This window comes from Salmonella sp. SA14318 (assembly GCF_029866905.1).
GTDB lineage: Bacteria > Pseudomonadota > Gammaproteobacteria > Enterobacterales > Enterobacteriaceae > Salmonella > Salmonella enterica.
The window spans coordinates 776553-803517 of sequence record NZ_CP123282.1; the positions used below are offsets into that span (position 1 = coordinate 776553).

Here is a 26965-nt window from a genome sequence, read left to right on the forward strand (position 1 = left end):
CATAAAAACCCTGTTATTTAAAAGGATTATGCCATATGGCTGGGGGAACAATTGGCAGGACCAGTTTATACCTGTGAATCACGCATAAAACGATTGATTTCATCTTGTGCATGATGAAGGCGGCCAGCAATGTCAGCAGATCTATCTGTCGGACAGTTTGTTGTAGGACGTGGCGGGGATAAAATACTCACACACAGCAGGCGGTAATAAGGGCACAGCATAATCCTTACCTTCATCCATGGCGCTTGAAGAGCGCTAAAACGCGGATTACATTTACTCTCCATCACCTTACTTGCTAAACTGGTGCATAGGTGTAAGTCAAATTCAGGCATGTAAAAGACAGGATTACTAACGTGGCAAGCGCAGAGCAGCTCAAAGCACTTATCAAATCGCACATTAGTCGCGATGATAGCCATTTTTTCTCGGTGGCTATGCAGGTTGCTGCGCACGAAGCTAAACAAGGCCACGGTCGATTAGCGGAAGAGCTGCTGAATCTTTTGGATAAAGCTAAGGCAAAATTGGCTAATGATAAAAGTGGTAAGTTAGTTCCGTTAGCAAATGCTGCTAAAAACCGCACCGATCTTGGTAACTTACTGAATGTTAGCCAACCTGCATATCGTCTGTCTGATGTTGTACTGGATGATTCTGCCTTTGCACAGCTTCAAAGACTTGTTCGGGAACAACGAATGGTGTCTCGCATTAAGGAGCATGGCTTATCACCTCGACGAAAAGTGTTGCTTGTAGGCCCGCCAGGAACAGGAAAAACCATGACGGCGTCGGCACTTGCTGGTGAGCTGGGTATACCATTATTCCAGGTTCGTTTTGATGCATTGATTACAAAATTCATGGGTGAAACAGCGGCCAAACTAAGGCAAGTATTTGATGCTATTGCTGATATTCGTGGGGTGTATTTTTTTGATGAATTTGATGCGATAGGTTCTCAGCGTAGTCTTGCCAACGATGTTGGTGAAATTCGTCGCGTATTGAACAGCTTTTTGCAAATGATTGAGCAGGACACCTCAAATAGCATAATTATTGCTGCGACAAACCATCCAGAAATATTAGATTATGCCTTGTTCAGGCGTTTCGACGATGTTATTGAGTATCACTTGCCAACATTAGAGCAAGCACTGGATTTAATTAAATCGCGTTTAGGGTCTTTTTCACCGAAACCGTTCCGTAAAAGTGGTTTAGAAAAATATGTGTCTGGTTTAAGTTATGCCGAAATTTGCAGAGCGGTTGATGAATCGATAAAAGATGCCATTATGAACGAGCATTCTCAGGTCGATCCTGCTCTTTTAAAACAAGCTTTAGAAGAGCGTCGTTTAATCAGTCGTAAGCTATCCATTAACGAAAAAAATAAGTCAAACCATGACGGAACAAACGAACGATAAAAGACAGCATCTTACCCTTCCAAAAACGTCCACTTCCCAATTATATAAAGCACACTCTAGTGGCGGTGGCTCATCACCAACTGTTCCTGAGCTGGATCGTCAGGCGCACGGGCAGGCACTAAGTGTACAATTACAGCAGGTAAAAGCCATTGCTGCTCGCTTACATGAAGAACAAACCCTACTCGCATTAAGAAGCGGTATTGGTGTGCAGGTTGAGTTTGTTGGTCAGCCTGATGTCGCTCTTGCATTTGAAAGCTTAGGGAATGAGAGGGGCAAGAATGAAGCTAAGCATATCGAAGTGCTTAGTGTCCATACAGCCGGAAATGTTACTTCGGCAAACGTGTTCATCCCTGAAGGAAAAATCGCCCATTTTGAAGGTTACATCCAGGACTATTTAACAGAAAAGCACCGTGTAGATGGTGTCGCGGCAGATCACAAGTCATTAATAAATACGCTTTCAGTTATACGCCTTGCTGGAATCAAGTCGTTATGGACTGATGATTTGAATCTTCTGCCTGCCGACTTAGATGAAGAGTTTTGGTGGGAAGTCTGGCTTCCCGTCAGAGGGAATAGGAATGCAGTTGTTGCTGACTTTCATCGGATAAGTCATTTAACAGAATGCCGTGTAAGTGAACATAAGGTTGATTTTCCTGAACGAACAGTTACTTGGATGTTTGGTTCTCTGCGTCAGTTCTCTCAGGCCGAAATGGTTTTAAATTGTGTAGCAGAGCTGAGGCGCGCAAAAGATACCGCAGAATTTTTTGTCGGTTCTCAAGTCACTGAACAGCAACTTTGGTCTGATGAAGCGCTTGAACGGCTACAGTGTCCTGTGAACAATAGCGATGTTCCTTATATCTGTCTGCTCGATTCAGGTGTTAATCGAGGGCATCCAATGCTTGCGCCCGTCTTGAGCCATCAGGATGTTCATACAGTCAATGATGCCTGGGGTTCGAATGATACCGCCAATCATGGGACAGGTTTAGCGGGGGTTGCTGCTTATGGTGATATGTTTGAAACATTAACATCTGTTGATGCTATTAATATTGGTCATCGTCTTGAGTCGGTAAAGCTCACGCCTAATCAAGGTGCGAATGTTGGTGATGCTAAACAGCATGCTTATTTGTTTAGTACTGCCGTAACTCGCCCGGAAATTTTAAACGGTCAGCGTCGGCGTATTTTTAGCTCTGCCGTAACGGCTACGGATTATCGTGATTTTGGTCGCCCCTCTGCGTGGTCATCGATGGTTGATTCGCTTGCTGTTGATGCTCTGGCGGATGATCCCTTTCCTCGTCTGTTTGTGCTTTCAGCGGGAAATACTATCGACCCCGCTCATTGGGCCACTTACCCCGGAAGCCTTTCAGTGAATCAAATCCATGATCCAGGACAGGCATGGAATGCCATAACGGTAGGCGCATTTACCAATAAGATTGACGTTAATGAGGCTGGCTTTACCCCTGTTGCCAGACAAGGAGCATTAAGTCCATTTACAACAACATCAAGTGGATGGGATCCAGTTTGGCCCTTGAAACCTGATGTCGTTTTTGAAGGCGGAAATGCAGCATCAAATACGGCGTTTGTTGACAACTTTGCCAGCCTGGAACTACTGACAACGAATTCTGCTCCACAACGCCGCCTGTTCTGGACAACTAATGCGACCAGTGCGGCATCTGCGCAGTGTTCCCGAATGGCTGCTCAATTAATGGCGCAATATCCTTCTTTGCGTCCCGAAACTATTCGCGCATTGATCACCCATTCAGCCCGATGGACACCAGCCATGCTGGATATGTATCCGCCACGGAATAAAAGTGGATATGCGCAGCTTATTCGTCACTGTGGTTGGGGCGTTCCTGATATTGAACGGGCACTATGGAGCGTCAAAAACAGCCTTATACTGATTGCGGAAGACGTGTTGCACCCCTATCGCAAAACCTCGAAGGGGATTAAAACGCGGGATCTTAATTTACACACTCTGCCCTGGCCTCTGGAGCAGCTTCAGGAGCTGCAAAACGTCAATGTTGAGTTGCGCGTTACGCTGTCTTATTTCATTGAGCCGAATCCATCAGCTCGGGGGGCGGCCTCTAAGTTTTACTATCCTTCACACCGTCTTCGGTTTGCAATGAAACGGCAAACTGAGTCATTAGAGGAATTCACTACCCGAATCAATGCGGCTGCCGAATCAGAAGAGAGCGACCATAGCGCGACAGGTAATGATGACTGCTGGGCATTAGGCGCCACGCAGAGGCATAAAGGCTCATTGCATCAGGATATTTGGCAAGGTACCGCAGCAGAATTGGCCAGTTGTGGTTATCTGGCAGTCTACCCAGCTCAGGGATGGTGGAGAACGCGAGGTGCGTTGGAACGTTATGATTCCGAAGCTAAATACAGTTTAATTATTTCGATACATGCACCACAAGCTGATGTTGATCTTTATACAACAGTAAAAAATCAGATTGAGAATTTAATCGAAAACTCTGTTGAAATAATAATTTCGTGAATGCATTTGTTTTTAAAAATACATTTAAGCTTTTAGTGACGGGGCTTCATTTTTTGGCGTAGACGATACCAAAAGAGGCTATGTAGCCTCTTGCCACTGTTAACTAATCGCAGTATCCTTCATTCGCACCTGCAAATTCAGGTGCCGGGATTGGTCTCCTGAAGATATTCCTTACTGGCGACATATGACGCGCTTTGCGTCTTTTTTATGTCGTTCATCCGGCTACATTTCAATGGTGGGCCGGGCGGAGGCGTCGCAAGACGCGCCGGTGTCCAGTAAGGCCGGTAAGACCAACTCCGTCCGGTTCCACCACCCGCAAGATTGGTCTCTTCGGTGGTGGTTCAATTAATCACTTACTGGAGGCTGCCACTATGGCTACGATCCCCACTCAAACACACCCGTTACTTGCTATTCCCTTCAACGCCGCCACGGACTTCACCGTCCTCGCCAGCCACTGCGAAAACTTCGCCGACACCCTCATTGAAAGCGACGATCCGGCGTTACGGCTGGCACTTTGCGGACGGCTTGCCGCCTGCCTCTCCCTGCTGCGTCCCACGCTGAACGACCCCATTCCGCCCCACCTGATCGAAAGTCTGACCACCAATACCCTTCCCTCCAGCTCCACCTACTTTGAACCCGGTTCCGAATTACTTTGCGACTACTCACTCACGCTGGCGCAGCTTCTGACGGGGCGGGCGCTACTGCCGACAATGGAGCGGACGCTGACCGGATTACTGTGTGAGCTGGTCTGGTGCTTTGCTGCTGAACTCAAGGCTCCGCGCTGGCTGCGTACCGCCGACGGCGTAAGGTTTATCGATGAGGTGACCGCATGATGCCGCAGGACTGGCACTCCGCCGACATTATCGCCGGGCTGAGAAAACGGGGCACTTCGCTGGCGGCGCTGTCCCGTCAGGCCGGGCTGGCTTCCTCCACACTGGCAAACGCCCTAAACCGCCACTGGCCTAAAGGTGAAAGGCTGATCGCCGAAGCGTTGGGCGTTGCGCCAGAGCAAATCTGGCCTTCCCGCTACCGTAAGCCTGAAAATGGCTAAATCATCTCTCCCGATCTTCTGATGGCTTTGCTGTCAGAAGATCGGGAGAAGGCAAGCGAAGCGCGGCAGTTCAGGTTCGCAAATAACCTTTTTGATGCAAAAACAGTTTTTCCTTTCTGCGCCAGCGGTACTGGCATAGTCTCCCTCCTGCTCCATGCTGTCGTTGACAGCGCCCAACGCTTCGCAACCTGAAAGAAGCGCCTGTTATCAGGACGGTTGATCCGTTTACCGGTGCAGACCTCTGCAAACATCGGGTCGCAGAACATCGCGACGGAGGCCTGAGTTTTGACACGATACGTCCTTTTACTGCGCCAGCCTGCTGGTCTGAATCTGCACCAACGATAAATTTTCAGACACTGCACCAGTCCAGTGCGTCACTTTAACCGCGCAGAGCGGGAAAGTGACGCACGCAGCCTTTTCGACCTGCACCAGAAAACTCAACTGCGCCAGCTCACGGCTGGATCCTGACACTGCCTTTTCAGGCCATTTACTCATAAGGAGAACATGAACCGATACCAGAGGGGGATCAGGACGATCCGGGGGATAACCCGCTAACGCGGGCGGCTGCTCAGAGAGCACAACCGAAGCCCCACCACACCTCAACGGCGACCGCCCCGGCGCTCAGGTATCGTTCGCAGCCCCGACAAAAAAACAGGGGCTATCGGCCTGTGCGCCGGGGAAAGCTGTATCAGTGTTGGTTTTTTGGGATGAGTTTGCGGCATTCATGAAAAGGGGAATGTATGGGAATACTGGAGCAGGAAATGAAGCGACTGGCGCAGCAGGCAGGCGGCAGTCACAAGACCGTTCACGATCGCATTAAGCTGGCGCAGCGGTTTTGTGAGCGTCTGGTGCTGGCGCAGAATGTGCAGATCCGCCGGGTGGAACAGCTTAAGGCGCGGCATATAGAGGGTTATATCCGTGAACGACTCGCGCAGGGCATTACAAAACGTTCCCTGCAAAATGAGATGGCGGCGGTGCGCTGCATTCTGAAACAGGCCGGGCGTGACAGGCTGGCGCAGAGTGAGCGACTGAACAACCGTTCTCTTGGTCTGTCTGGCGCATCCCGTAACGGTACAAAGCTGGCTATCACGCCGGAGCACTATCGTGATGTGCTGGAGATGGCCCGTGCAAAAGATCCGGGACTGGCGGCAGCGCTGGAACTCTCAAGGCTGATGGGATTGCGTTCGCAGGAGACGGTGCAGAGCGTACAGTCGCTGAAAACGTGGCGGCAGGCGCTGGATCGTGGTGATACCCGTTTAACCGTGGTCTTTGGCACCAAAGGCGGGCGACCCCGTGAGACGATTATTCTTGATACTGGCGCTGTCAGAAAAGCGCTGGATAATGCGCTGGTTGTGGCCGAAGATCGCCACGGCAGGCTGATAGATAAGCCGGATCTGAAAAGCGCGATGAAATACTGGCACAGCCAGGCGGCACGTCTCGGTTTAACAGGGGCATATTCTCCGCACTCGTTGCGCTATGCATGGGCACAGGATGCGATCCGTCATTATCTGGCGCAGGGGTTTTGTGAGAAGGAAGCGCTGGCAATGACGGCGATGGATTTGGGCCACGGCGACGGGCGCGGGCGGTATGTGGCGCAGGTTTACGGGCGAAGGGATACTTACTGATAGCCGTTGCCTTGAAAAGATCGAGTTATCCATCGGTCTTCGGGCAAAATTATTTGCTCCAAATAATTTTGGGTAGTTTCCTATTAATCTCGCGCTATTCATTGGTTTTCGTACAAAAAATTTTGGGGCCAAAATTTTTTGTATACTTTCCTATCAATACTGACAAGAACAATAATCATCGGCTATTAAAATTATGATTATTAATTATAAATCAATGAATTATGTTTGGGTGGTCGATTTTTGATAGCCATCATATTATAAAATACCCTTTATTCATCGTTATCCACCGAAAAAATTTCTACGTAGAAATTTTTTGTACGGTTTCCTCTTAATAACGGTACTTACGAACGGTATAGCCTGGTAACAGGATTCTGGTGCAGCATTACGGTATTTTTTTGATGATTGCGCCAGCAAAAGGAAAAAGGCCGGAAAGGGTAAGGGGCGGCCAAGGGTAACAGCGCCAGACCGGAAAAGGCCAAAAGGCTGAAAGGGCCTTAACACTGGCGCAGTTTGATGTTTATCCGATTATATCTGGCGCAATCCTGACATAGGCAGGCTGGTGCAGATAAACGGTGATTTTGATCTGGTGCAGTTATGGCGTATCGGCAAATCAGTTTCTGGTGCAGATTGTCTGGCTGTTCTCGCCTGAAATTATTCTCCTCAAATAATTTTCTATATTTACCTATTAATTGGTGAGGAATTAATAGAAGAATGCCCGAATTTATACGGGCCCATATAAATTCGGGCATTTTCCGATGAATAACCGAATAAACGAAGTCCGTACCTTTTAATACAAAAAGCAGATCCGGATTCAATCAGGATCTGCTTTTTCATTATTAAAAAATTATATTGCCGCTGGTTCAGGCCGCCTTATGCCGCCGCGCATAAATGTACGGCGCAACGTACCCCTCGCGGCTTACATCGAGATAATCCGACCACCATTGCATCATCTCCATACGCGCTTCCAGATGCTCCGCTTTATGCACATACGCCGCACGCACGCCGTTGCGCTCCTTGTGGCTCATCTGGCGCTCTATGGCGTCTTTAGACCACAGCGCAGACTCGTTCAGGGCGCTACAGGCCATTGTGCGGAAGCCATGACCGCAGACCTCGGTTTTGGTGTCATAACCGATAACGCGCAGCGCCTTGTTGATAGTGTTTTCACTCATCGGCTTGTTCATGGAGTGCGCCCCCGCAAACACGAAAACAGACTCCCCGGTAATTTCCTTTATCTGCTCCAGCAGGGCAACGGCCTGCGCGGATAACGGCACCAGATGCTCATCCTTCATCTTTGCGCCACGCGATGAAAATCTTACACCTTTAACCGCTTCGCGCTTTGCTGGCACCGTCCAGATATGGGCTTTCAGGTTGAACTCATCCCAGCGGGCGAGACGTAGCTCACTAGAGCGCAGGAAAACGTGCAGATTCAGCTCCAGCGCCAGACGGGTCAGCTCCCGACCCTTGTAGCCATTAATCTTGTCCAGCAGCTCCGGCAGGCGTTTCAGGGGCAGGGCGGGGTGATGTTGGGTCACAACCGGGGTCACGACGCCATCCAGATCGTAAGCCGGATTATATTTAATCGTTCCCTGCTGTACGGCGTGACGCATGATTTTGGTCAGATGCTGGCGCACCCGCCCGGCAACGTCATGCACGCCCTTATCATCGATGGATTTTACAAGCTGCGCCAGATGGTGGGTTTCAACCTTCGTAATGTCCATTGTGCCGATATCGGGAAAGACATAGCGCTTCAGGCAGGTGAGGATTTTATCGGCGTGGTCAGCCGACCAGAGTTTCAGGCAACTGGTGTGCCATGCGGTGGCGATGTACTGAAAGGTGCGTGTGCCGTCAACGGCGGCTTTTTCCGCTTTGCGGGGCAGGGAAGGGCAAATACCGGATACCAGCAGCTTACGCGCGGCATTGCGCTTTTCGCGGGCTTTTGCAAGCGTAACCTGCGGATAGGGGCCGAAAGTCAGACGATTTTCTTTACCGCCGAAGCGATAGCGGAAATACCATAGCTTAGAGCCGTCAGGTACAGAATTTGTGAATCGGTGATTTTTGTAGGGTTTTTCGAGGAGGCGCGGCGCAGATCTTGCTATCAGTTAATATGAGGGTTTCTCCGTTCCTCGAACTGAATGAACCCTTAATCTGACCCACAATTTTCCGGATACGTAGGGATAAATCAAAACGCACCTGAAAAGATTTTCACGCTAACTCATTGAATTAAAAAGACAAGGGGATTTATCAGGAAGCATAAAAAGGAAAGGTGGTGCCCGGACTCGGAATCGAACCAAGGACACGGGGATTTTCAATCCCCTGCTCTACCGACTGAGCTATCCGGGCAACGAGGCGCATTAAACCGTAATCGCCTCGCTTCGTCAACGAAATTTCTTCAAATCAACGTAGACTGCACAATCTATCACCACTTTGTTGTTATTGCACGCAGAGTCAGGCAAAAAACATCGCCCATGCGGCGGAGATCGGCATCGCCAGCAACAGCGCCGGGAGCATGTTCACTACCGGAAACATTTTGATTCCACATACACGCAAGCCGGTTGCCACCAGCAGCAGTCCGCCCACAGCGCTAAAGTCGCCCATCATTGCCGGCGTAGTCAGTGGAAGAATGAGAGTGGCGCAGGCGGCAAGCGTTAACTGGATAATCAACATCGGTGCGCAAATCGCCGAAACGGCGATGCCAAGCGAACAGGCGAAAATAATGGCAGTGAAAAAATCCAGAAAAGATTTAGCGATCAAAATGTTTGGATCGCCGGTCATCCCTTCATGCATCGCGCCGAAAATACCGGTGCCGCTGGCGCAAAAAAGTACAATGATAGCGACGTAACTTTGAATAAATGAGTCGTGCGTTGGCTTCTTACCCGATGCCATAAATAATTGTTGGATTTTCGCGACTGCGCCATTAATGCCTTTTTCCAGCAAACAAAACTCGCCGATAAGCGCGCCGACCAGCGTCGCCAGCACCATCACCGGAAGATTAGCGCACTTCATCACCAGCAGAATGCCAATTCCCAGAGAGCACAGACCAAAAATAGACGTCATTGAGACGCGAATCCGTTCTGGCAGACGCTGACTTAACAGCGCGCCAATAACGCCGCCGAATAAAATTGCGCCAGCGTTAATAAAAGGTCCAATTACCACAATGACTCCTGTTATTTGTCTTTCAAATTGCCTTATTATCACGCGATTAAGCTGTTAATAGCTTGATTATCTGTGACGTATAGAGCGCTGATTTTACCTTGCGCCGTCTGGTGAAAGGTGCCATGATTGCGCGAAATTTCTCCTGCCAGCATGGGGCTCGCCGGGATGAACATAGCGCCTTTATATTGTCTTCACTGTCGCCTGACTGCGCGAGGTTTGCCCCTTTCTTTCCTTTTTTTTGTCATCCCCGCTATGCGGTGAGGGCAGCGCACGCTCACTGCAGGACAACAGTAAAATCAGAAACAGTCTGTTTTTACTGATGTCTGGCGGTCGGAGCTGGTATCCAGTTTGACCCGGCATCTCGTTGGGCAAGGCATCGGCCTTGTCCGGGGTTACTCTACTCCCGAAACGGGTATTTGCGCTTATGAAATCAATGAATATTGCCGCCAGCGGTGAACTCATCCCCCGTCTCTCCACCCACCGAAACGTAGTGGCGCTGGACAGTACCGACTTTACCGATGTGGCCGCAGTCGTCATTACCACTGCCGACAGCCGTAGCGGTATTCTGGCGTTGCTTAAACGCACCGGTTTTCACCTGCCGGTGTTTATGCTTGCGGATGAACCCGTCAGCGCGCCTGTCGGCGTTACGGCGGTAATAGGCGGGAACGCGCAGGAATGGCTGGAGCTGGAAAACGCAGCCTGTCGCTACGAAGCGGAACTTCTGCCGCCCTTTTATGGCACCCTGACCCAGTATGTCGACATGGGGAATAGTACCTTTGCTTGCCCGGGGCACCAGCATGGCGAGTTTTTTAGAAAACATCCCGCAGGCCGCCATTTTTATGACTTTTTTGGTGAAAACCTGTTTCGTGCGGATATGTGTAACGCCGATGTGAAACTTGGCGATCTGCTAATACATGAAGGTTCTGCCAAACACGCGCAGAAATTTGCGGCAAAAGTGTTTAATGCGGATAAAACCTACTTTGTGCTGAATGGAACTTCGGCGGCGAATAAAGTGGTCACCAACGCCTTGCTGACGCGCGGCGATCTGGTGCTGTTTGATCGTAATAATCACAAATCCAACCACCACGGCGCCCTGATTCAGGCCGGGGCGACGCCGGTCTATCTTGAAGCGGCGCGTAACCCGTTTGGTTTTATCGGTGGTATTGATGCGCACTGTTTTGATGAAACGTACCTGCGCGACCAGATTCGTGACGTGATGCCGGAAAGCGCCGATGCGTCGCGTCCGTTCCGCCTGGCGATCATTCAGCTGGGTACCTATGACGGCACTATTTACAACGCCCGTCAGGTGGTGGATAAAATCGGGCATCTCTGCGATTACATTCTGTTTGACTCCGCGTGGGTAGGCTATGAGCAGTTTATCAATATGATGGCGGATACCTCGCCGTTGCGGCTGGAGCTTAATGAAAACGACCCTGGGATCTTTGTGACCCAATCGGTACATAAGCAACAGGCGGGGTTCTCACAAACCTCGCAGATCCACAAAAAAGATAACCATATTCGCGGCCAGGCGCGTTTTTGCCCGCACAAACGCCTGAACAACGCCTTCATGTTGCACGCCTCGACCAGCCCGTTCTACCCGCTGTTTGCGGCGCTGGATATCAATGCCAAAATCCACGAAGGGGAGAGCGGTCGCCGCCTGTGGGCGGAGTGCGTTGCGCTGGGCATTGACGCGCGTAAAGCCATTCTCGCCCGTTGCAAACTGCTTCAGCCCTTTATCCCACTGGTGGTTGACGGCAAGCCGTGGCAGGCATATCCGACGGAGACCATTGCCAGCAATCGTCGTTTCTTCAGTTTTGAGCCCGGGGCGAAATGGCATGGCTTTGAGGGTTATGCGGATGACCAGTATTTTGTCGACCCCTGTAAACTGTTACTGACCACGCCAGGTATTGATGCCGATAGTGGGCGGTACACCGAATTCGGTATCCCGGCGACCATTCTCGCCCACTATCTGCGTGAGAACGGTATTGTGCCTGAGAAGTGCGATCTCAACTCGATTCTATTCTTGCTGACACCTGCCGAGAGCGAAGAGAAACTGGCGCGGCTGGTCGCGATGCTGGCGCAATTTGAACGACACATTGAAGACGATACGCCGCTTGCGGATGTATTGCCGACGGTTTTTCAGAAATACCCGGTGCGCTACCGCGATTACACCCTGCGTGAGCTATGTCAGGAGATGCACAATCTGTACGTTAGCTTTGACGTTAAGGATCTGCAAAAAGCGATGTTCCGCAAAGAAAGCCTGCCGCATGTGGCGATGAACCCACAGGACGCCAACAGCGCCTTTATTCGCGGCGATGTAGAACTGGTGCGTATCAGCGAGGCGGGCGGGCGTATTGCTGCCGAGGGGGCATTGCCATACCCGCCGGGCGTACTGTGCGTGGTGCCGGGGGAGATTTGGGGCGGCGCGGCGCAGCGTTATTTTTTGGCGCTGGAAGAGGGCATCAATCTGTTGCCCGGTTTTTCGCCGGAATTGCAGGGAGTGTATAGCGAGACCGATGCCGATGGAATTCAACGCTTGTATGGATATGTTTTAAAGTAACGTTGCCTGCAGGCCGGATAAGGCATTTACGCCTTATCCGGCCTGCGAAACAGGGCAAGGATTAATGTGCAACGGGTTGCGAACTTGCCGGAACGCGAACGTGTTTGTATTTGAACAAGGCTACGAACGCGAAGGCCAGCACCAGCGAGTAGCCTGCGAAGATGAGCCACACGGTCTGCCAGTCGGTAATGCCGTTTTGAGTGTAATACTCCACCACTTTACCGCTCACAATGCCGCCCAGGATACAGCCGAAGCCATTGGTCATCATCAGGAACATCCCCTGCGCGCTGGCGCGGATTTCCGGGCGTACTTCTTTTTCGACAAACACCGAGCCAGAAATGTTGAAGAAGTCGAAGGCGCAGCCGTACACAATCATCGACAATACCAGCAGAACGGTACCGAACGGCGTCGGGTCGCCATAAGCGAACAGGCCGAAACGCAGCATCCACGCCACAATACTGATAAGCATAACGTTCTTAATACCATAACGGCTCAGGAAGAACGGAATGGTCAGGATGAATAACGTCTCAGAAATCTGCGAAATCGACATCATCACCGAGGCGTGCTGCACGATAAAGCTACTGGCGAATAGCGGATCTTTATCAAAGCTATGCAGGAAGGTGTTGCCAAACATGTTGGTGATCTGCAGTTCCGCGCCCAGCATCATGGAGAAGATGAAGAAAATCGCCATCCGCTTATTTTTAAACAGCGCAAAAGCGTCAAGGCCCAGCATTGATGTCCAGCTCTGGTTTTTCTGTTGGTTCGCCACCGGAATGTGCGGCAGGGTAAAGGTAAACAGTACCAGCAGAACGGAAAGCGTCGCGCCGATATAAAGCTGCATATGGCTCAGCTCGAAACCGGAGAAACTCACGCCCCACATCGCCAGAATAAAGCCAATGGTGCCCCAGATACGGATAGGCGGAAAGTCAGTCACAATATCCATGCCGGCAGACTGCAGGCGGTAATACGATATGGTATTGATCAAGCCCAACGTCGGCATATAGGCCAACGAGTTAAGCAGGATCACAAAGAACATCGCCCCAGGCGTAGTGACTTCCGCGGCCATGAATAGCGTGATGGCGCCGACGACATGACACAGGGCATAGACCCATTTCGCGCTCAGCCATTTGTCAGCCACAATGCCTAACAAGGTCGGCATAAAGACGGCGGCAATCCCCAGTGAACTATAAACTGCGCCAATAGATGCGCCGTCAAATTTTAAGGTGACGAACATATACGAGCCCAGGGTAGTGAGCCAGCTTCCCCACAGACAGAACTGCAGAAAAGAGAGTATTTTAAGCTGCAGCTTAAGATTCATGTTAATTTCCTCACACCTGAGAGCGGATGAATGTTTTAAAAGGCACATTTGCCGTTGTGATTTGGTGTGATTCTATCAATGAGAGGCGGGCTTTTTTTGTTACCTGTGACAAATATTTGCAAACAATTTCTGATTGCAAAGCAAAAGAGTGACGGAGTTAACACTTTTGCCTTTCCCGCCTCTGTCATTTGCCAGCCAGAGGCGGGATGCGATGGTTTATCGGCGGCGATACGATCGCTGGGCGGAATTCACCTTATACAGATAGCGGCGCGACTCCGCAGATGGATGTCGGGTGGTTAATATCTGGTACACATCCCCCGGCGACATGCGGTTAATCATATTCGCGGCCTGAATCTTATCGTTCGAGAATACGCGTAATACGCTGCCTGCGCCGCCATTATAGGCAGTAATGACCGCATAGCGCCGCGACGTCGGATTCTCAATACCGCTCAGATAGACATTATTCAACATCGCCAGATACGCTGTGCCGGTATCGATATTGCTGGCGGGGTCGAACAGGAAGTTACGGCTTGGCGTGCCGGACTTACCCTGAGAACGGAAAACATCTTTCCCGGCGCTGTGTTGCACCACCTGCATCAGGCCCAGCGCATCCGCGTGGCTGACCGCATACGGGTTGAACGAGGACTCCGTTTGCATAATCGCCAGAATCAGCGACTCGTCAACGCCGTATTTACGGGAGGCCTGGCGTACCATGCCAATGTATTTATGCGCGCGTTTATCAAGGTGGTTCGGCACCAGATTAATGGTGACGCTGTAAATAATACGCAGGCCGTTACTGCGGCTTTTGAGCCGCGTTTTCAGCAAGTAATCCGCGAATGTCGTGGCGCGGCCTTCCCAGCGAATAGGCTGGCCGGTATTGTCGAGGACCTGACCATACAGGAAGGGTTCTTTAGAAATTTTTATGTCATCGACATCGGAGTAAAGATCGACGGAGGTTGGGTCGTCACCCATGAGCAACGTTTTAATAATGGCCCGGCGCAGATGTGCGGTAGGTTCCGTCCCGGCGATGGTTTCAACGGTAATGGTCCCATCATCAAAGTTGATGTGGCTACGGGTCTGGAACTGATCGGTATATTTGACGTAGTCTTTCGGCCCGGCGATCAGGACTTCCTTATATCCCCACAGATTTTCAATATTGTTGGCAAATTGCCCCATCAAAATATCAAAGCCGTTGGTATCCTTGACCCAGGCTTCATTATACGTCTCGCCTTTTTTGGTCGAACTGGAGCAGGAGATGAGCAACGGCGCAATAACAGCAAGCGCGAGTAATTTTTTCATCATTCCGGGAGTGCATGTTGTGTTGTCGTTATGCCATGTTGCCGGGCAGCGGCGCTAAGGGCTTATCCGGCATAACTCACAGGCCGAATAAGCGCAGCCTCATTCAGCAACGGGCCTATTTTTTATCTTCCGGCGTATAACCTTCGATATGAACGTCTTTGCCTTCGAACAGGAAGCTCACCATCTCCTGTTCCAGCAGTTTACGGTGCTCGGCGTTCATCATGTTGAGCTTTTTCTCGTTAATCAACATGGTCTGCTTATGCTGCCACTGCGCCCACGCGTCCTTAGAGATCTCGTTATAGATACGTTTTCCCAGTTCGCCAGGGTAGAGCTGAAAATCTTGCCCTTCAGCGTCGCGTTGCAGGTAAGTACAAAAAATCGTTCTGCTCATAAGTCATCCTCTTCATCGACCGGGGCGTTAAACTGGCGCTCCGGTACGTAACTGCTGTAACAAGCGCTCCACGGGGGCCGCCAGTCCGACTGACGGCGGTTGCGCTAAGTTATACCAGAGCGCGCTGCCTTCATCCATGCAGGCGTCCAGTGACGACACGGGAAGCCACATAGGCACAATATCCAGGTGGAAATGGCTAAATGTGTGGCGAAACGCGTTAAGCTGGGTCAAATTATCAGCGTTAACATGCCGTTGCGCCAGCCATTCACGTAATTCATCTTCGCTGGCGAACTGCGGGAAGCAGTAGAGTCCGCCCCATAAACCGCTGGGAGGGCGCTGCGCCAGGAAAATCTCCTGATTATGCTGTAACAATAAAAAGTAACCCGTCCGCTCCGGCAACGTCTGTTTCGGTTTCTTACCCGGATAGCATGACCAGCTTTCATGCGCAGCGGCGATACAACCGTTTTGCAGCGGACACAGGGTGCACTTTGGCTTTGAACGCGTACAAACCATCGCGCCCAGATCCATCATCGCCTGATTAAAACGCTCCACGCCGTGTGCGGGCGTCACTTGCTCGCTCAGCGTCCACAGCGTATTCTCCACCTCTTTTTTTCCAGGCCAGCCGCTAACAGCATAACAGCGAGCCAGCACACGTTTAACGTTTCCATCAAGAATCGGATAATGTTTACCTAACGCGAGGGAGAGAATTGCGCCGGCGGTTGAACGCCCGACGCCGGGTAGCGCGGCGATTTCGGCAAAAGTTTGCGGGAATTCTCCACCGTGAAGCGTCGCCACCTGTTGCGCCGCTTTATGCAAATTACGCGCGCGGGCGTAATAGCCGAGCCCGGTCCATAAATGGAGCACTTCATCCAGCGGCGCATTCGCTAAATCCGTCACCGTCGGAAAGCGCGCCATAAATCGCTCAAAGTAAGGAATCACCGTCGTCACCTGCGTTTGTTGCAACATGACTTCCGAGAGCCATACTTTGTAAGGCGTCTTGTTAATTTGCCAGGGCAGCGTTTTCCGCCCGTATTTGTCGTACCAGTCCAGAACCTGGGCTGAAAATTGAGACGCTTGCATGGAAACTCATTCATTATTGCCGGGGGCAAGATTGCAGCACAGAGGCCGCAGGGTGTAAACCGGAACTTTCCGCAGTGCGCTTCATGCTTGCATCCGGCAACTAACTTTGGATAATGCCCGTTTTCAGAACTCAAACACAGCAGACTACACTTTTATGAAAAACGACGTCATTTCACCGGAATTTGATGAAAACGGTCGCCCGCTGCGCCGTATTCGTAGTTTTGTTCGTCGCCAGGGGCGACTGACAAAGGGGCAAGAGCACGCGCTGGAAAACTACTGGCCGGTGATGGGCGTCGAGTTCAGCGAAGCGCCGGTAGATTTCGCCACGTTGTTTGGTCGCGAAGCGCCGGTGACGCTGGAGATTGGTTTTGGCATGGGGGCGTCTCTCGTGGCGATGGCGAAAGCGCGCCCGGAGCAGAATTTCCTCGGCATTGAAGTACATTCGCCCGGTGTCGGCGCGTGTCTGGCGTCCGCTCATGAAGAGGGCGTTGAAAACCTGCGCGTCATGTGCCACGACGCGGTAGAAGTGTTGCATACAATGATTCCTGACAATTCTTTATCGATGGTTCAGCTCTTTTTCCCTGACCCGTGGCATAAAGCGCGTCATAATAAACGCCGTATCGTTCAGGTGCCGTTTGCTGAACTGGTATTGAGCAAGCTGAAATTGGGCGGCGTTTTCCATATGGCGACCGACTGGGAAGCGTATGCGGAACACATGCTTGAAGTCATGTCTTCTATCGACGGGTACAAAAATCTGTCAGAGAGCAATGATTATGTACCGCGCCCGGAATCGCGCCCGGTAACGAAATTTGAACAACGTGGCCATCGTCTTGGTCATGGCGTATGGGACTTAATGTTCGAGAGGGTGAAATAATGGCAAAGAACCGTAGTCGTCGTCTGCGTAAAAAAATGCACATTGACGAATTCCAGGAATTAGGATTTTCGGTGGCATGGCGTTTTCCGGAAGGTACATCTGAAGAGCAGGTCGATAAGACTGTCGATGACTTTATTAATGACGTTATTGAGCCTAATAAACTGGCGTTTGACGGCAGCGGCTACCTGGCCTGGGAAGGGCTGATTTGTATGCAGGAAATTGGTAAATGTACCGAAGAACATCAGGCGATTGTGCGTAAATGGCTGGAAGCGCGCAACCTTGAAGAAGTCCGAACCAGCGAACTTTTCGACGTTTGGTGGGACTAATAAGTACAGGGTCGGCAAATGCCGGCCCGCTTTGTCTTGAGGGAAAGTTATGATGCGCAAAACGCTGCTGGCGGCAGTGCTAACGTTGACGGCGATGGCCGCTCATGCAGATTACAAATGCAGCGTCACGCCGCGTGACGATGTGATCCTGAGTCCACAAACGGTGCAGGTGAAAGGTGAAAACGGCAACCTGGTGATCACGCCGGACGGCAATGTGATGTACAACGGTAAGCAGTACACCCTTAGCGCCGCGCAGCGCGAGCAAGCGAAAGATTACCAGGCGGAGCTGCGAAGCGCGCTGCCGTGGATTGATGAGGGCGCCCGATCGCGCGTCGAAAAAGGCCGCGTGGCGCTGGATAAAATCATCGCTAAAGAGGTGGGCGAAAGCAGCAACATGCGTAGCCGTCTGACGAAGCTTGATGCGCAATTAAAAGCGCAAATGAACCGCATTATCGAACATCGTACGGACGGCCTGACGTTCCACTATAAGGCTATCGACCAGGTGCGTGCCGACGGTCAGCAGTTGGTGAATCAGGCGATGGGCGGTATTTTGCAGGACAGCATTAACGAAATGGGCGCCAAAGCGGTGCTTAAAGGCGGCGGCAATCCTTTACAGGGCGTGATGGGCAGTCTCGGTGGTTTGCAAACCGCTATCCAGAACGAATGGAAAAACCAGGAGAAAGATTTCCAGCAGTTTGGCAAAGATGTCTGTAGCCGCGTAGTGACCTTAGAAGATAGCCGCAAAGCGCTGGTTGGCAGCCTGAAGTAATCTTTCCTTTTTAAACAATGGCGCAGATCGTATCTGCGCCTTTTTATTCTGTTTTTTCCTACATTTTGTTATCCATCTCTAAAAAATACTCTCTGTCGGATATATATCGCTGGTTAATCGTATGGCGTCACATTATTCGTCTGCAATATAGAGATAATGCGACCAGTTGACATAACTGGAGATATAACATGGAGTTTTTCAGGAAAACGGCATTAGCTGCTCTGGTAATGGGTTTCAGCGGCGCAGCGTTCGCTTTACCGAATATCACCATCTTAGCGACCGGCGGAACGATCGCTGGTGGCGGTGATTCAGCAACAAAATCAAATTATACGGCAGGTAAAGTCGGCGTCGAAAATCTGGTGGATGCCGTTCCTCAATTGAAGGACATTGCGGTAGTGAAAGGCGAGCAGGTCGTTAACATTGGCTCGCAGGATATGAACGATGAAGTCTGGCTCACGCTGGCGAAAAAAATCAATACCGAGTGCGACAGCACCGACGGTTTCGTGATCACCCACGGTACTGATACGATGGAAGAGACCGCTTATTTCCTCGATCTGACCGTGAAATGCAATAAACCGGTGGTACTGGTCGGCGCGATGCGTCCTTCCACGTCAATGAGCGCAGATGGCCCGTTCAACCTCTATAATGCGGTAGTAACAGCGGCTGATAAACAGTCTGCCAACCGCGGCGTGCTGGTGGTAATGAATGATACCGTCATGGACGGACGCGACGTCACTAAGACCAATACGACTGACGTGGCGACGTTTAAAGCGGTTAACTACGGCCCGCTGGGTTATATCCACAACGGTAAAATTGACTACCAGCGTACGCCAGAGCGTAAACATACCACCTCCACCCCGTTCGACGTGTCGAAGCTGACCGCGTTGCCGAAAGTCGGTATCGTTTATAACTATGCGAATGCGTCCGATCTGCCGGCAAAAGCGCTGGTAGACGCGGGTTATGACGGGATCGTGAGCGCAGGCGTGGGTAACGGCAACCTGTATAAAACGGTCTTTGATACCCTGGCGACCGCCGCGCACAACGGTACGGTAGTGGTGCGTTCTTCACGTGTGCCGACTGGCGCAACCACGCAGGATGCGGAAGTTGACGATGCAAAATACGGCTTTGTCGCTTCCGGCACGCTGAACCCGCAAAAAGCGCGTGTCTTACTGCAACTGGCGTTAACCCAGACTAAAGATCCAAAACAGATCCAGACGATGTTCAATCAGTATTAAAGATAATGCCCCGGTCGGAAGGCCGGGGCTATCTTTGGAAGACCTCTCGCACAACCAACACTATTATCTTGCTAATTATCATCCTGGTTATGATAATCGTGGGCGTCATGTCTCTGGACGGGAGGTCCACAAGTGGTTCGACAATGGATTGCTGGCGCAGCGCTGTTTGCCCTGATTTCAGGCTATAGTTGGGCAGAGGTTGCTCAACCCTCCGATAACATCTTAAAAGAACAGTTTAGTAAGCAGTACCACGGCATACTTAAACTGGATTCCATTACCTTAAAAAATCTTGATTCGACGGGCAATCAGGCCACCTGGTCTGCCGAAGGGGATATTTCTTCCCGTGAAGATATGTATACCGGCGTTGGTATGGCGGCGGATTATTATTTTGTTGAAAAAACCTGGACCAAAGATCGTCCCGTTAAATTTTCTGCCATGTTAACCAGTAAAGGGACGCCAGCCTCTGGCTGGACGGTGAACTATTACTCATTACAAATGGCAGCCAGCGATCAGGGCCGGGCTATTGACGACATTAAAACGAATGATAAATACCTGATCGTCAACAGTGATGACTTTAATTATCGGTTTGGCAACATTGAAGCCTCCTGGCGTGCGCAGAAAGCGTCGATCCCCGGTCTTGAAGAACAACTCTCTGCCCTGGATAAGAAAATAGCGGTAGCTAAAAAAGAAGCGGACGCGTATTGGGGAAAAGGCGCTGATGGGAAACCGTTGACCCGCGCCGAGGCGTTTAAAAAGACGTTAAAAGAGCGCGATGATTATGTAAAAGCCAACGATAGCAGCGTATATGCCGAGAAATACGAAAAAGAGGTCTATCAACCGGCATTAGACGCGTGCCGTAAGCAGAGTGAGCCGTGCAATGAAGCGGCTATTCAGCAGAAAAGAGATTTAGACATACACGAGCAACGGCGGCAGGTATTTTTGAAATCAGAAGAGCTGCGTCGAAAAGCGCAGAATGACTGGATAACGTTAGAGAAAGGACAATATCCGCTGAATATAGCGGTACAGAAACTTCAGATGCAACAGAGTGATATCCGCATGAAAATCATGGATATTAATGACGGTTACGAGCGCTGGAAAAAAGATACGGACGATTTACGTCGTAAAGGCGTTATTAAATAATGCGCTTGCCGGCGGCGCATTAACCGCCACAGGTCGGTAAGCGTCGCGCTATCAGGTATTTTACCCGCTGGCGCGACAGGCTTATTCCTTGTTATTCCGCGAGAAATAACTCAAGAAGAGAGTTTAAAAACAGTTTACCGTGACGGGTAATCTGCCAGTATTGCTCGCATTCGGTCAGGTAGCCCTGGGCAATAGCCTCGTCGATTGGCTGACGAATAACCGCTTCCGTAAGCCCGGTGTAGTCGACAAATTCGGCGCGAGGCGCGCGCTCCAGCAACCGAAAACGATTCATAAAGAACTCAAAGGGTTTATCGTCATCACTCACGTCACGCTGGCTTTCCAGGTAACGTCCCTGCATATAACCGCGTGGGTGACGGGTTTTGGTGGTGCGCAGGATCCTGCCGCCCGGGAAGGTGACTTTACCGTGGGCACCGCAGCCAATACCCAGATAGTCGCCAAAGCGCCAGTAGTTCAGATTATGCTGGCACTGATAACCGGGTTTGGCATAGGCCGACGTTTCGTATTGCTGATAGCCCGCGGCGGTTAATAACTGGTGGCCCTGCTCAAAGATATCCCACAGTGCGTCATCGTCCGGTAAAACCGGCGGACGCGAACCGAACAGAGTGTTGGGTTCAATCGTCAATTGATACCATGAGAGATGCGGCGGATTAAGCGCAATCGCCTGTCGCAAATCATTCAGCGCCTCTTCCAGCGTTTGATCCGGCAATCCATGCATCAAGTCGAGGTTAAAGCTGCGTAGTCCAAGCCCATTTGCCAGTCTTGCTGCCCGCATCGCCTCTTGTGGACCGTGAATACGGCCAAGACGTTTCAGCTTAGGCTCACTAAAGCTCTGCACGCCAATGGAGATCCGGTTTACGCCGGCGCGCTGATAGTCGATGAAGCGGTCGGTTTCGACCGTGCCGGGGTTCGCTTCCATAGTAATTTCCGCATCCGCCGCCAGATTCAGGCGCGCACGCACGCCGTCCAGCAGCGTTTGCATCGCCGGCCCGGAAAGCAGGCTTGGCGTACCGCCGCCAATAAAAATGGTCTTTACTTCACGCCCTTGCGCCCAGGCGACGTCGGCATCCAGATCGCTTAACAGATGCTGGACGTAGTCGTCATGCGGCACCTCGCCCTTCAACGCATGGGAATTGAAGTCGCAATATGGACATTTTTGTACACACCAGGGAATATGAATATAAAGACTGAGCGGCGGTAGTTTAGCCATTGCGTAACGCATCCAGCAGCAGCTTGAGCGCTTGTCCACGGTGGGAAATCGCGCTTTTTTCTTCACGGGTCAGTTCTGCGGCGGTTTTGCCTTCAGACGGTACGAAGAAAATGGGATCATAGCCAAATCCGCCATTTCCGGCCGCCTGGCGAGTAATGACGCCAGGCCAACTACCGTGACAGACTATCGGTGTGGGATCTTCGGCATGACGCAAATAAACCAGTACACAATGGAATCGCGCCTGGCGTTTGTCGTCCGGAACATCCCGTAGAGTATGCAGCAGTTTTTCCAGATTTTGCTGATCTGTCGCGTTTTCGCCAGAATAGCGCGCGGAATAGATACCCGGCGCGCCGCCTAAAACGTCAACGGCCAGACCGGAGTCATCGGCAATGGCGGGCAGACCGGTCATTTTAGCGGCATGGCGCGCTTTGAGAATCGCGTTTTCAATAAACGTCAGGCCGGTTTCTTCCGCGGAGTCAACGCCCAGTTCCGTTTGCGCTACCACATCAAGCCCAAAATCGCTTAACAGCGACGCGAGCTCGCGCACTTTACCGGCGTTGCCGGTTGCGAGAACAACTTTTTGCATGGAATACCTACTCAGTTAACGCCGTAATTTCCGGCGGGATCTGTTGCGGGTGAATAATTTTTACCTGTTTGTGACGGCCCAGCTCGCCTTTTTCGATGACGATCTGACTTTTCGCCACGCGAAACTGTTTACCGAGAAACTTGATCAGATGGCTGTTTGCCTGACCGTCAACCGGCGGGGCGGTAATGGCGACTTTCACCTCGTCGCCATGTAAGCCCACAATACTGTCGCGGCTGGCTTTCGGCTGAATATAAAGCCGTAACACCAGACCGTCTTCGCAGCGAGTCACAGCACTCATAACGCCATCCACAGCCCCGGCAGCAACATGTTGCCTGTCGCTTGTAAGACTTCAGCGATCCCCATATTAACGACATACAGCAGCAGCACCAGAACCATCGGCGAGAAGTCGATGCCGCCCATCGCAGGCAGTATACGGCGAATCGGGCTGAGCAGCGGCTCGGCAAGCTGAATCAATACATATTCAATCGGGCTACGACCCTGGCTCACCCAGCTCATGATAGCCATGACCAGCAGCACCCAGAAGATCAGCAGGCCGATTGTTTTAAGCAAGATAAGCACCGCGGCAATCCAGATAATCGCCTGAAACGTAATGACCTTAAACAGCACTATCGCCTTAATAACGCTAAGAATAAACGCCACCAGCAGGGAAGCGCTGTCAATCGGCCCCATTGCTGGGATAATACGACGCAGCGGTCCGATGATGGGCTGCGTAATTTTCACCACGAACTGGGAGAAAGGGTTGTAAAAGTCACAGCGGGCCCACTGCATCCACACGCGCAATAATAGCACCATGGTATACAGCTCAATTACCGTTGAGAGCAGGAAGGTCAACGTATTCATGGCGTTCCTCAGTTTTCCTTAATTTTTTGTGTAATCACGAGCACCAAAGATAGCGGTGCCGATGCGCACCATTGTGCTACCTGCCGCAATCGCGGCTTCCATATCGTCGCTCATACCCAGAGATAAGGTATCAACGTCAGGGTAGCGCGCTTTCAGCCCGGCAAATGCTACAGCCATTTGACGTGCGACTTCAAACTGCCTTACATAATCTGACTCTGGCGCCGGGATCGCCATCAGTCCGCGAAGCCGCAGACGCGGCAGTGTTGCCACCGCCGCGGCCAGCTCATCCAGTTCCGCCAGCGGAATGCCTGATTTGCTGTTTTCATCGCTGATATTAATTTGGATCAGAACATTCAGCGCCGGCAGATTATCCGGACGCTGTTCGCTCAGACGCGAGGCGATACGCAGGCGATCGATGGTATGACACCAGTCAAAATGCTCGGCCACCAGCCGACTTTTGTTGGACTGTAAAGGGCCAATAAAGTGCCAGTGCAGGCCTTCCACTTTCGCTTCCTGAAAGTGGCGGATTTTTTCCACCCCCTCTTGTACATAATTTTCACCAAATGCCCGTTGTCCGGCGGCAATGGCTTCTGCGATGTCGCTCGCAGGTTTGGTTTTACTCACTGCAAGCAACGTAACTTCTTCTGAAGAGCGGCCGCAACGCGTCGCCGCAGCGGAGATTTTGTCCCGGATGTGTGCCAGGTTATGCGCGATATCGTTCATTTTCCGAGGATGTTTATATGAATATGGAAGAAATTGTGACGCTTAGTGTAAAGCATAACGTCTCGGATCTACACCTGTGTAACGCCTGGCCTGCGCGATGGCGCAAACAAGGACGCATGGAGAACGCGCCTTTTACCGCGCCTGATGTCGACAGGCTTCTGCTTGATTGGCTTAATGATGCGCAACAATATCAGTGGCGAACGCACGGCCAGCTTGATTTCGCCGTCTCGCTGTCTGGCACGCGGCGCCTGCGCGCCAGTGCGTTCACACATCAACAGGGAACGTCGCTGGCGCTACGGCTATTGCCCGAGCGTTGTCCTGATCTGGCGGAAATCCAGACGCCGCCGATAGTACCCGCACTGCTTGCCAGCGAGAACGGACTGATTCTGGTCACTGGCGCTACTGGCTGCGGGAAATCCACCACGCTGGCGGCGATGGTGGGACATCTTAATCAACATGCCGATAAACACATCCTGACGCTGGAAGATCCTATTGAGTACCGTTACACCAGCAAGCGTTGCCTGATACAGCAGCGGGAAATCGGCCAGCATTGCGCCACTTTTGCCGCCGGGCTGCGCGCGGCGTTACGTGAAGATCCCGATGTCATTTTGCTGGGAGAGCTGCGTGACAGCGAGACCATTCGCCTGGCGCTGACGGCGGCGGAAACGGGGCATCTGGTACTGGCAACCCTGCATACTCGCGGTGCGGCGCAGGCGGTGGAAAGATTAGTGGATAGTTTTCCGGCGCAGGAAAAAGAACCGGTACGCAGTCAACTGGCGGGTAGTCTGCGCGCTGTACTATCGCAAAAACTGGAGGTCGACAGGCAGGAGGGGCGCGTGGCGTTGTTTGAATTACTGATTAATACGCCAGCCACAGGGAATTTGATCCGTGAAGGCAAACTCCATCAGTTGGCCCACGTGATACAAACCGGGCAGCAGCAGGGGATGATGACATTCGCCCAGAGCGCGCAATGGCGTCAGGCGCAGGGACGACTGTAGCGAAGATGGCGGCGTAGAGGGGGGAGGAAAGTGTTGACTGGCGCGGTGGATTGAACGGCATGCAGGCTTGTATCCTGGCGAACCGGCGTTAAAATCGCAGCTTTGTTAAAACCACAGCGAAGCCATTTAACGATGTCATCACAACCGAATCAAAGCCTGATAGATGGCATTCGCTGTCTGCAATATCTGGTTTCCAGCGACCGTGCTATCGGATGTCGCGAGCTTGCCCGGCTGATGGATATTAATACCACGCGCGTTAATCGCCTGTTAATGACGATGGCCTCTATTGGACTCACGATGCAGGATGAGCACCGACGCTATTTACCCGGGCCAGGCATTCATGCTTTGGCGGCGCAGGCGATTCGTGGTTCAGCGCTGTTCTCCCATGCGTTGCCTATCCTTGAACGCCATGCGCCCAAAGACATCGTGGTGGCATTAGGCGTGCTATGGGAAGACCAGATTATCTATATTTATCACTCTACGCCGGGTTCGCAGGGAAGTCAGGCGCTGGCGGGGTTTCGCATGTGCCCGGCCTGGCAGTCGGTAACAGGAGTGGCGTTACTGGCGGCAGAAAGCGATGAGGCGCTAATGCAGCGTTTTACTCCGGAGCAGTGGCGTAATCTGGCGCCGCATGTGGCGCAGCAGCGCCAGCGGGGATACGTGCTGTGGCATCACGCTGATGGTGAAGTTTCTATGGCGCAACCGCTAGACAAGCACGCCGCAGCGCTGGCCTTTGCGGGAATGTGGCGGATTGATGAGGCGGAGGCGGCTGCGCGTTTACAGGCGTTGAAGGCATTAAACCAGCTTATTGCCCAGTAAGCCTGGCAACCGTGACCGCGTTATCCGCCTGCTGACAAAAACGGCTTTAATACCCCTGTTCAAAATAGCTTTCGAGGATAATCACGGCGGAGGCCGAGTCCACTTTGCCTTTGTTCAGTGCGCGATACCCACCTCGTTCAAACAGACCGGAGCGTGCTTCAACGGTGCTGAGTCGTTCATCGTGCAGCGTGACAGTTACCCCGAAACGCCCATGAATACGGTTGGCGAATTTACGTGCGCGCGCCGTCAGCGGCTGTTCAGTGCCATCCATATTGAGCGGTAGCCCGACAATAATTTCGTCCGGCTGCCACTCTTTCAGCAAACGTTCAATGAGCGTCCAGTCGGGCGTGCCGTCCTGTGCTTTGATTGCCGGAAGCGGACGGGCGGTGCCGGTAATGCGTTGTCCTATTGCAACGCCGATGCTTTTTGTGCCGAAGTCAAAGGCCAGTAAGGTGCCGCTCATCAGGCGTGCCCCGCAACGCCAGGCATGGTCAGAATATCAATGCCAATAAGTTTTGCCGCTTCGCGCCAGCGCTCGGCAATGGGCGTTTTGAACAAAATATTGAGATCGGCGGGCGCGGTAAGCCAGGCGTTATCAAGCAACTCTTGTTCAAGCTGGCCTTTATCCCAGGAGGCGTAGCCCAGCGCGACCAGCACATCGGAAGGCTGTTGTTGGGTTCCTAACGTTTCCAGCACATCGCGGGAGGTGGTAATCACGGTATTGTCTGAGATACGAATGCTGGAGGCGAAACGTGACGGCGGAGTATGGAGAATAAATCCGCGATCTTCCGCCAGCGGGCCGCCGAGCATCACGGCTTTATCAAGACGAATTGCCGAATCGCGCGGTTCCGGCGTAATTTTTAGTTTTTCCAGAATCCCTTCAATTTGCAGATTTTCCAAAGGCTTATTAACAATAATCCCCATAGCGCCGTCCTGGTTGTGCTCGCAAATATACACCACGGAACGGCGGAAAATCGGGTCCTGGAGCGCAGGCATGGCAATAAGAAAGTGATGCTGTAAATTCATTGTCAGAGGTTCTGT

27 protein-coding genes, 1 tRNA gene and 1 pseudogene are annotated in these 26965 nt (G+C 51.7%); 13 read left to right on the forward strand and 16 right to left on the reverse strand.

All coding sequences use genetic code 11. The features are described from left to right. Positions 1 to 353: 353 nt before the first annotated feature. The 4 genes from QEN32_RS03715 to QEN32_RS03730 all read left to right on the forward strand — a co-directional run bounded on the left by QEN32_RS03715 (position 354) and on the right by QEN32_RS03730 (position 4939). A complete protein-coding gene (locus QEN32_RS03715; protein ID WP_213892522.1) occupies positions 354 to 1394 on the forward strand; it encodes an ATP-binding protein in 1041 nt (346 codons plus the stop codon). Continuing rightward, entirely contained in the window at positions 1372 to 3888 is a 2517-nt protein-coding gene (locus QEN32_RS03720) for a S8 family peptidase (protein ID WP_265321945.1), read from the forward strand. The genes QEN32_RS03715 and QEN32_RS03720 overlap by 23 nt, the downstream gene beginning before the upstream one ends. 371 nt (positions 3889 to 4259) lie before the next feature. Next, positions 4260 to 4721 (forward strand): hypothetical protein, encoded by a 462-nt coding sequence (locus QEN32_RS03725; RefSeq protein WP_265321946.1) that lies wholly within the window; start codon positions 4260 to 4262, stop codon positions 4719 to 4721. Beyond that, positions 4718 to 4939 carry a helix-turn-helix transcriptional regulator gene (locus tag QEN32_RS03730; protein WP_265321947.1) on the forward strand — a complete coding sequence of 74 codons (222 nt, stop codon included), beginning with the start codon at positions 4718 to 4720 and terminating at the stop codon, positions 4937 to 4939. The genes QEN32_RS03725 and QEN32_RS03730 overlap by 4 nt, the downstream gene beginning before the upstream one ends. Here QEN32_RS03730 and QEN32_RS03735 read toward each other — a convergent pair. Beyond that, complete coding sequence (locus QEN32_RS03735; protein ID WP_265321948.1) at positions 4936 to 5076, reverse strand: hypothetical protein; 141 nt, start codon at positions 5074 to 5076, stop codon at positions 4936 to 4938. The two genes, QEN32_RS03730 and QEN32_RS03735, sit on opposite strands and share 4 nt — an antisense overlap. Positions 5077 to 5242: 166 nt before the next feature. Next, the gene (locus QEN32_RS03740) at positions 5243 to 5434 is read right to left on the reverse strand and encodes a hypothetical protein (protein WP_265321949.1); all 192 of its coding nucleotides are present in this window, start codon (positions 5432 to 5434) and stop codon (positions 5243 to 5245) included. Between the two features lie 245 nt (positions 5435 to 5679). On the opposite strand from QEN32_RS03740, the gene QEN32_RS03745 reads away from it, so the two are divergent. Then, positions 5680 to 6564 carry an integrase domain-containing protein gene (locus QEN32_RS03745; RefSeq protein ID WP_265321950.1) on the forward strand — a complete coding sequence of 295 codons (885 nt, stop codon included), beginning with the start codon at positions 5680 to 5682 and terminating at the stop codon, positions 6562 to 6564. Positions 6565 to 7424: 860 nt separating this feature from the next. Here the strand turns inward: QEN32_RS03745 and QEN32_RS03750 are convergent. From QEN32_RS03750 to QEN32_RS03760, 3 genes and pseudogenes are all read right to left on the reverse strand, one after another. Beyond that, positions 7425 to 8670, reverse strand: a pseudogene (locus tag QEN32_RS03750) (tyrosine-type recombinase/integrase). Between the two features lie 158 nt (positions 8671 to 8828). Beyond that, positions 8829 to 8904 (reverse strand) — tRNA-Phe (locus QEN32_RS03755). A 105-nt stretch (positions 8905 to 9009) separates the two neighbouring features. After that, positions 9010 to 9717, reverse strand: coding sequence for a DUF554 domain-containing protein (locus QEN32_RS03760; protein WP_000234466.1), 708 nt, complete (start codon positions 9715 to 9717; stop codon positions 9010 to 9012). 424 nt (positions 9718 to 10141) lie between these two features. Here QEN32_RS03760 and QEN32_RS03765 point away from each other — a divergent pair, with 424 nt between their 5' ends. After that, on the forward strand, positions 10142 to 12277 hold the full coding sequence (locus QEN32_RS03765; protein ID WP_079820606.1) for an ornithine decarboxylase: 2136 nt from the start codon (positions 10142 to 10144) through the stop codon (positions 12275 to 12277). A 61-nt stretch (positions 12278 to 12338) separates the two neighbouring features. Here the strand turns inward: QEN32_RS03765 and QEN32_RS03770 are convergent, their stop codons facing one another. The 4 genes from QEN32_RS03770 to mutY all read right to left on the reverse strand — a co-directional run bounded on the left by QEN32_RS03770 (position 12339) and on the right by mutY (position 16365). After that, positions 12339 to 13595 carry a nucleoside permease gene (locus QEN32_RS03770; RefSeq protein WP_001049804.1) on the reverse strand — a complete coding sequence of 419 codons (1257 nt, stop codon included), beginning with the start codon at positions 13593 to 13595 and terminating at the stop codon, positions 12339 to 12341. Positions 13596 to 13811: 216 nt separating this feature from the next. Then, complete coding sequence (gene mltC / locus QEN32_RS03775) at positions 13812 to 14897, reverse strand: membrane-bound lytic murein transglycosylase MltC (protein ID WP_000976289.1); 1086 nt, start codon at positions 14895 to 14897, stop codon at positions 13812 to 13814. A 112-nt stretch (positions 14898 to 15009) separates the two neighbouring features. After that, positions 15010 to 15285 carry an oxidative damage protection protein gene (locus QEN32_RS03780; RefSeq protein ID WP_000091706.1) on the reverse strand — a complete coding sequence of 92 codons (276 nt, stop codon included), beginning with the start codon at positions 15283 to 15285 and terminating at the stop codon, positions 15010 to 15012. Positions 15286 to 15312: 27 nt separating this feature from the next. Next, complete coding sequence (gene mutY, locus QEN32_RS03785) at positions 15313 to 16365, reverse strand: A/G-specific adenine glycosylase (RefSeq protein ID WP_023238624.1); 1053 nt, start codon at positions 16363 to 16365, stop codon at positions 15313 to 15315. A 154-nt stretch (positions 16366 to 16519) separates the two neighbouring features. Here mutY and trmB point away from each other — a divergent pair, with 154 nt between their 5' ends. From trmB to QEN32_RS03810, 5 genes are all read left to right on the forward strand, one after another. After that, positions 16520 to 17239: a tRNA (guanosine(46)-N7)-methyltransferase TrmB gene (gene trmB, locus QEN32_RS03790; RefSeq protein WP_000786893.1), complete on the forward strand. Its 720-nt coding sequence runs from the start codon at positions 16520 to 16522 to the stop codon at positions 17237 to 17239. Next, complete coding sequence (locus QEN32_RS03795; protein ID WP_001107574.1) at positions 17239 to 17565, forward strand: YggL family protein; 327 nt, start codon at positions 17239 to 17241, stop codon at positions 17563 to 17565. Before trmB ends, QEN32_RS03795 begins: the two co-directional genes overlap by 1 nt. Before the next feature lie 49 nt (positions 17566 to 17614). After that, the gene (locus QEN32_RS03800; RefSeq protein ID WP_000984835.1) at positions 17615 to 18334 is read left to right on the forward strand and encodes a DUF2884 domain-containing protein; all 720 of its coding nucleotides are present in this window, start codon (positions 17615 to 17617) and stop codon (positions 18332 to 18334) included. A 188-nt stretch (positions 18335 to 18522) separates the two neighbouring features. Further along, entirely contained in the window at positions 18523 to 19569 is a 1047-nt protein-coding gene (ansB, locus tag QEN32_RS03805; RefSeq protein WP_000394189.1) for an L-asparaginase 2, read from the forward strand. A gap of 132 nt (positions 19570 to 19701) precedes the next feature. Then, on the forward strand, positions 19702 to 20709 hold the full coding sequence (locus QEN32_RS03810; RefSeq protein ID WP_000252196.1) for a DUF1202 domain-containing protein: 1008 nt from the start codon (positions 19702 to 19704) through the stop codon (positions 20707 to 20709). Positions 20710 to 20800: 91 nt separating this feature from the next. On the opposite strand, the gene hemW is transcribed toward QEN32_RS03810, so the two are convergent. Genes hemW through QEN32_RS03835 form a run of 5 tightly spaced genes read right to left on the reverse strand, consistent with a single transcriptional unit; the run spans position 20801 to position 24107 of the window. Beyond that, on the reverse strand, positions 20801 to 21937 hold the full coding sequence (hemW, locus tag QEN32_RS03815; protein WP_265321952.1) for a radical SAM family heme chaperone HemW: 1137 nt from the start codon (positions 21935 to 21937) through the stop codon (positions 20801 to 20803). Then, positions 21930 to 22523: an XTP/dITP diphosphatase gene (locus tag QEN32_RS03820; protein WP_001174769.1), complete on the reverse strand. Its 594-nt coding sequence runs from the start codon at positions 22521 to 22523 to the stop codon at positions 21930 to 21932. The genes hemW and QEN32_RS03820 overlap by 8 nt, the downstream gene beginning before the upstream one ends. Before the next feature lie 7 nt (positions 22524 to 22530). Next, on the reverse strand, positions 22531 to 22821 hold the full coding sequence (yggU, locus tag QEN32_RS03825; RefSeq protein WP_001277204.1) for a DUF167 family protein YggU: 291 nt from the start codon (positions 22819 to 22821) through the stop codon (positions 22531 to 22533). Next, positions 22818 to 23384, reverse strand: a complete 567-nt coding sequence (locus tag QEN32_RS03830) for a YggT family protein (RefSeq protein ID WP_001094842.1) — start codon at positions 23382 to 23384, stop codon at positions 22818 to 22820. The genes yggU and QEN32_RS03830 overlap by 4 nt, the downstream gene beginning before the upstream one ends. Before the next feature lie 18 nt (positions 23385 to 23402). Beyond that, the gene (locus tag QEN32_RS03835; protein WP_000997790.1) at positions 23403 to 24107 is read right to left on the reverse strand and encodes a YggS family pyridoxal phosphate-dependent enzyme; all 705 of its coding nucleotides are present in this window, start codon (positions 24105 to 24107) and stop codon (positions 23403 to 23405) included. Positions 24108 to 24124: 17 nt separating this feature from the next. On the opposite strand from QEN32_RS03835, the gene QEN32_RS03840 reads away from it, so the two are divergent. Further along, positions 24125 to 25105, forward strand: a complete 981-nt coding sequence (locus QEN32_RS03840; RefSeq protein WP_001055644.1) for a type IV pilus twitching motility protein PilT — start codon at positions 24125 to 24127, stop codon at positions 25103 to 25105. Between the two features lie 132 nt (positions 25106 to 25237). Beyond that, positions 25238 to 25924 (forward strand): IclR family transcriptional regulator, encoded by a 687-nt coding sequence (locus QEN32_RS03845; protein WP_000098324.1) that lies wholly within the window; start codon positions 25238 to 25240, stop codon positions 25922 to 25924. Between the two features lie 46 nt (positions 25925 to 25970). Here the strand turns inward: QEN32_RS03845 and ruvX are convergent, their stop codons facing one another. Together ruvX and QEN32_RS03855 are read right to left on the reverse strand one after the other, a co-directional pair. Further along, complete coding sequence (gene ruvX / locus QEN32_RS03850) at positions 25971 to 26387, reverse strand: Holliday junction resolvase RuvX (RefSeq protein ID WP_000017096.1); 417 nt, start codon at positions 26385 to 26387, stop codon at positions 25971 to 25973. Continuing rightward, positions 26387 to 26950 carry a YqgE/AlgH family protein gene (locus tag QEN32_RS03855; RefSeq protein WP_001053171.1) on the reverse strand — a complete coding sequence of 188 codons (564 nt, stop codon included), beginning with the start codon at positions 26948 to 26950 and terminating at the stop codon, positions 26387 to 26389. The genes ruvX and QEN32_RS03855 overlap by 1 nt, the downstream gene beginning before the upstream one ends. Positions 26951 to 26965 lie beyond the last annotated feature (15 nt).

What these genes read in the sequence shown, in the direction of transcription:
- QEN32_RS03720 (WP_265321945.1), top strand. Translation starts at nt 1,372, where the DNA reads ATGACGGAACAAACGAACGATAAAAGACAGCATCTTACCCTTCCAAAA.
- QEN32_RS03725 (WP_265321946.1), top strand. Translation starts at nt 4,260, where the DNA reads ATGGCTACGATCCCCACTCAAACACACCCGTTACTTGCTATTCCCTTC.
- QEN32_RS03730 (WP_265321947.1), top strand. Translation starts at nt 4,718, where the DNA reads ATGATGCCGCAGGACTGGCACTCCGCCGACATTATCGCCGGGCTGAGA.
- QEN32_RS03735 (WP_265321948.1), bottom strand. Translation starts at nt 5,076, where the DNA reads ATGCCAGTACCGCTGGCGCAGAAAGGAAAAACTGTTTTTGCATCAAAA.
- QEN32_RS03740 (WP_265321949.1), bottom strand. Translation starts at nt 5,434, where the DNA reads ATGAGTAAATGGCCTGAAAAGGCAGTGTCAGGATCCAGCCGTGAGCTG.
- QEN32_RS03745 (WP_265321950.1), top strand. Translation starts at nt 5,680, where the DNA reads ATGGGAATACTGGAGCAGGAAATGAAGCGACTGGCGCAGCAGGCAGGC.
- QEN32_RS03765 (WP_079820606.1), top strand. Translation starts at nt 10,142, where the DNA reads ATGAAATCAATGAATATTGCCGCCAGCGGTGAACTCATCCCCCGTCTC.
- QEN32_RS03770 (WP_001049804.1), bottom strand. Translation starts at nt 13,595, where the DNA reads ATGAATCTTAAGCTGCAGCTTAAAATACTCTCTTTTCTGCAGTTCTGT.
- mltC (WP_000976289.1), bottom strand. Translation starts at nt 14,897, where the DNA reads ATGATGAAAAAATTACTCGCGCTTGCTGTTATTGCGCCGTTGCTCATC.
- QEN32_RS03780 (WP_000091706.1), bottom strand. Translation starts at nt 15,285, where the DNA reads ATGAGCAGAACGATTTTTTGTACTTACCTGCAACGCGACGCTGAAGGG.
- mutY (WP_023238624.1), bottom strand. Translation starts at nt 16,365, where the DNA reads ATGCAAGCGTCTCAATTTTCAGCCCAGGTTCTGGACTGGTACGACAAA.
- trmB (WP_000786893.1), top strand. Translation starts at nt 16,520, where the DNA reads ATGAAAAACGACGTCATTTCACCGGAATTTGATGAAAACGGTCGCCCG.
- QEN32_RS03795 (WP_001107574.1), top strand. Translation starts at nt 17,239, where the DNA reads ATGGCAAAGAACCGTAGTCGTCGTCTGCGTAAAAAAATGCACATTGAC.
- QEN32_RS03800 (WP_000984835.1), top strand. Translation starts at nt 17,615, where the DNA reads ATGATGCGCAAAACGCTGCTGGCGGCAGTGCTAACGTTGACGGCGATG.
- ansB (WP_000394189.1), top strand. Translation starts at nt 18,523, where the DNA reads ATGGAGTTTTTCAGGAAAACGGCATTAGCTGCTCTGGTAATGGGTTTC.
- hemW (WP_265321952.1), bottom strand. Translation starts at nt 21,937, where the DNA reads ATGGCTAAACTACCGCCGCTCAGTCTTTATATTCATATTCCCTGGTGT.
- QEN32_RS03820 (WP_001174769.1), bottom strand. Translation starts at nt 22,523, where the DNA reads ATGCAAAAAGTTGTTCTCGCAACCGGCAACGCCGGTAAAGTGCGCGAG.
- yggU (WP_001277204.1), bottom strand. Translation starts at nt 22,821, where the DNA reads ATGAGTGCTGTGACTCGCTGCGAAGACGGTCTGGTGTTACGGCTTTAT.
- QEN32_RS03830 (WP_001094842.1), bottom strand. Translation starts at nt 23,384, where the DNA reads ATGAATACGTTGACCTTCCTGCTCTCAACGGTAATTGAGCTGTATACC.
- QEN32_RS03835 (WP_000997790.1), bottom strand. Translation starts at nt 24,107, where the DNA reads ATGAACGATATCGCGCATAACCTGGCACACATCCGGGACAAAATCTCC.
- QEN32_RS03840 (WP_001055644.1), top strand. Translation starts at nt 24,125, where the DNA reads ATGAATATGGAAGAAATTGTGACGCTTAGTGTAAAGCATAACGTCTCG.
- QEN32_RS03845 (WP_000098324.1), top strand. Translation starts at nt 25,238, where the DNA reads ATGTCATCACAACCGAATCAAAGCCTGATAGATGGCATTCGCTGTCTG.
- ruvX (WP_000017096.1), bottom strand. Translation starts at nt 26,387, where the DNA reads ATGAGCGGCACCTTACTGGCCTTTGACTTCGGCACAAAAAGCATCGGC.
- QEN32_RS03855 (WP_001053171.1), bottom strand. Translation starts at nt 26,950, where the DNA reads ATGAATTTACAGCATCACTTTCTTATTGCCATGCCTGCGCTCCAGGAC.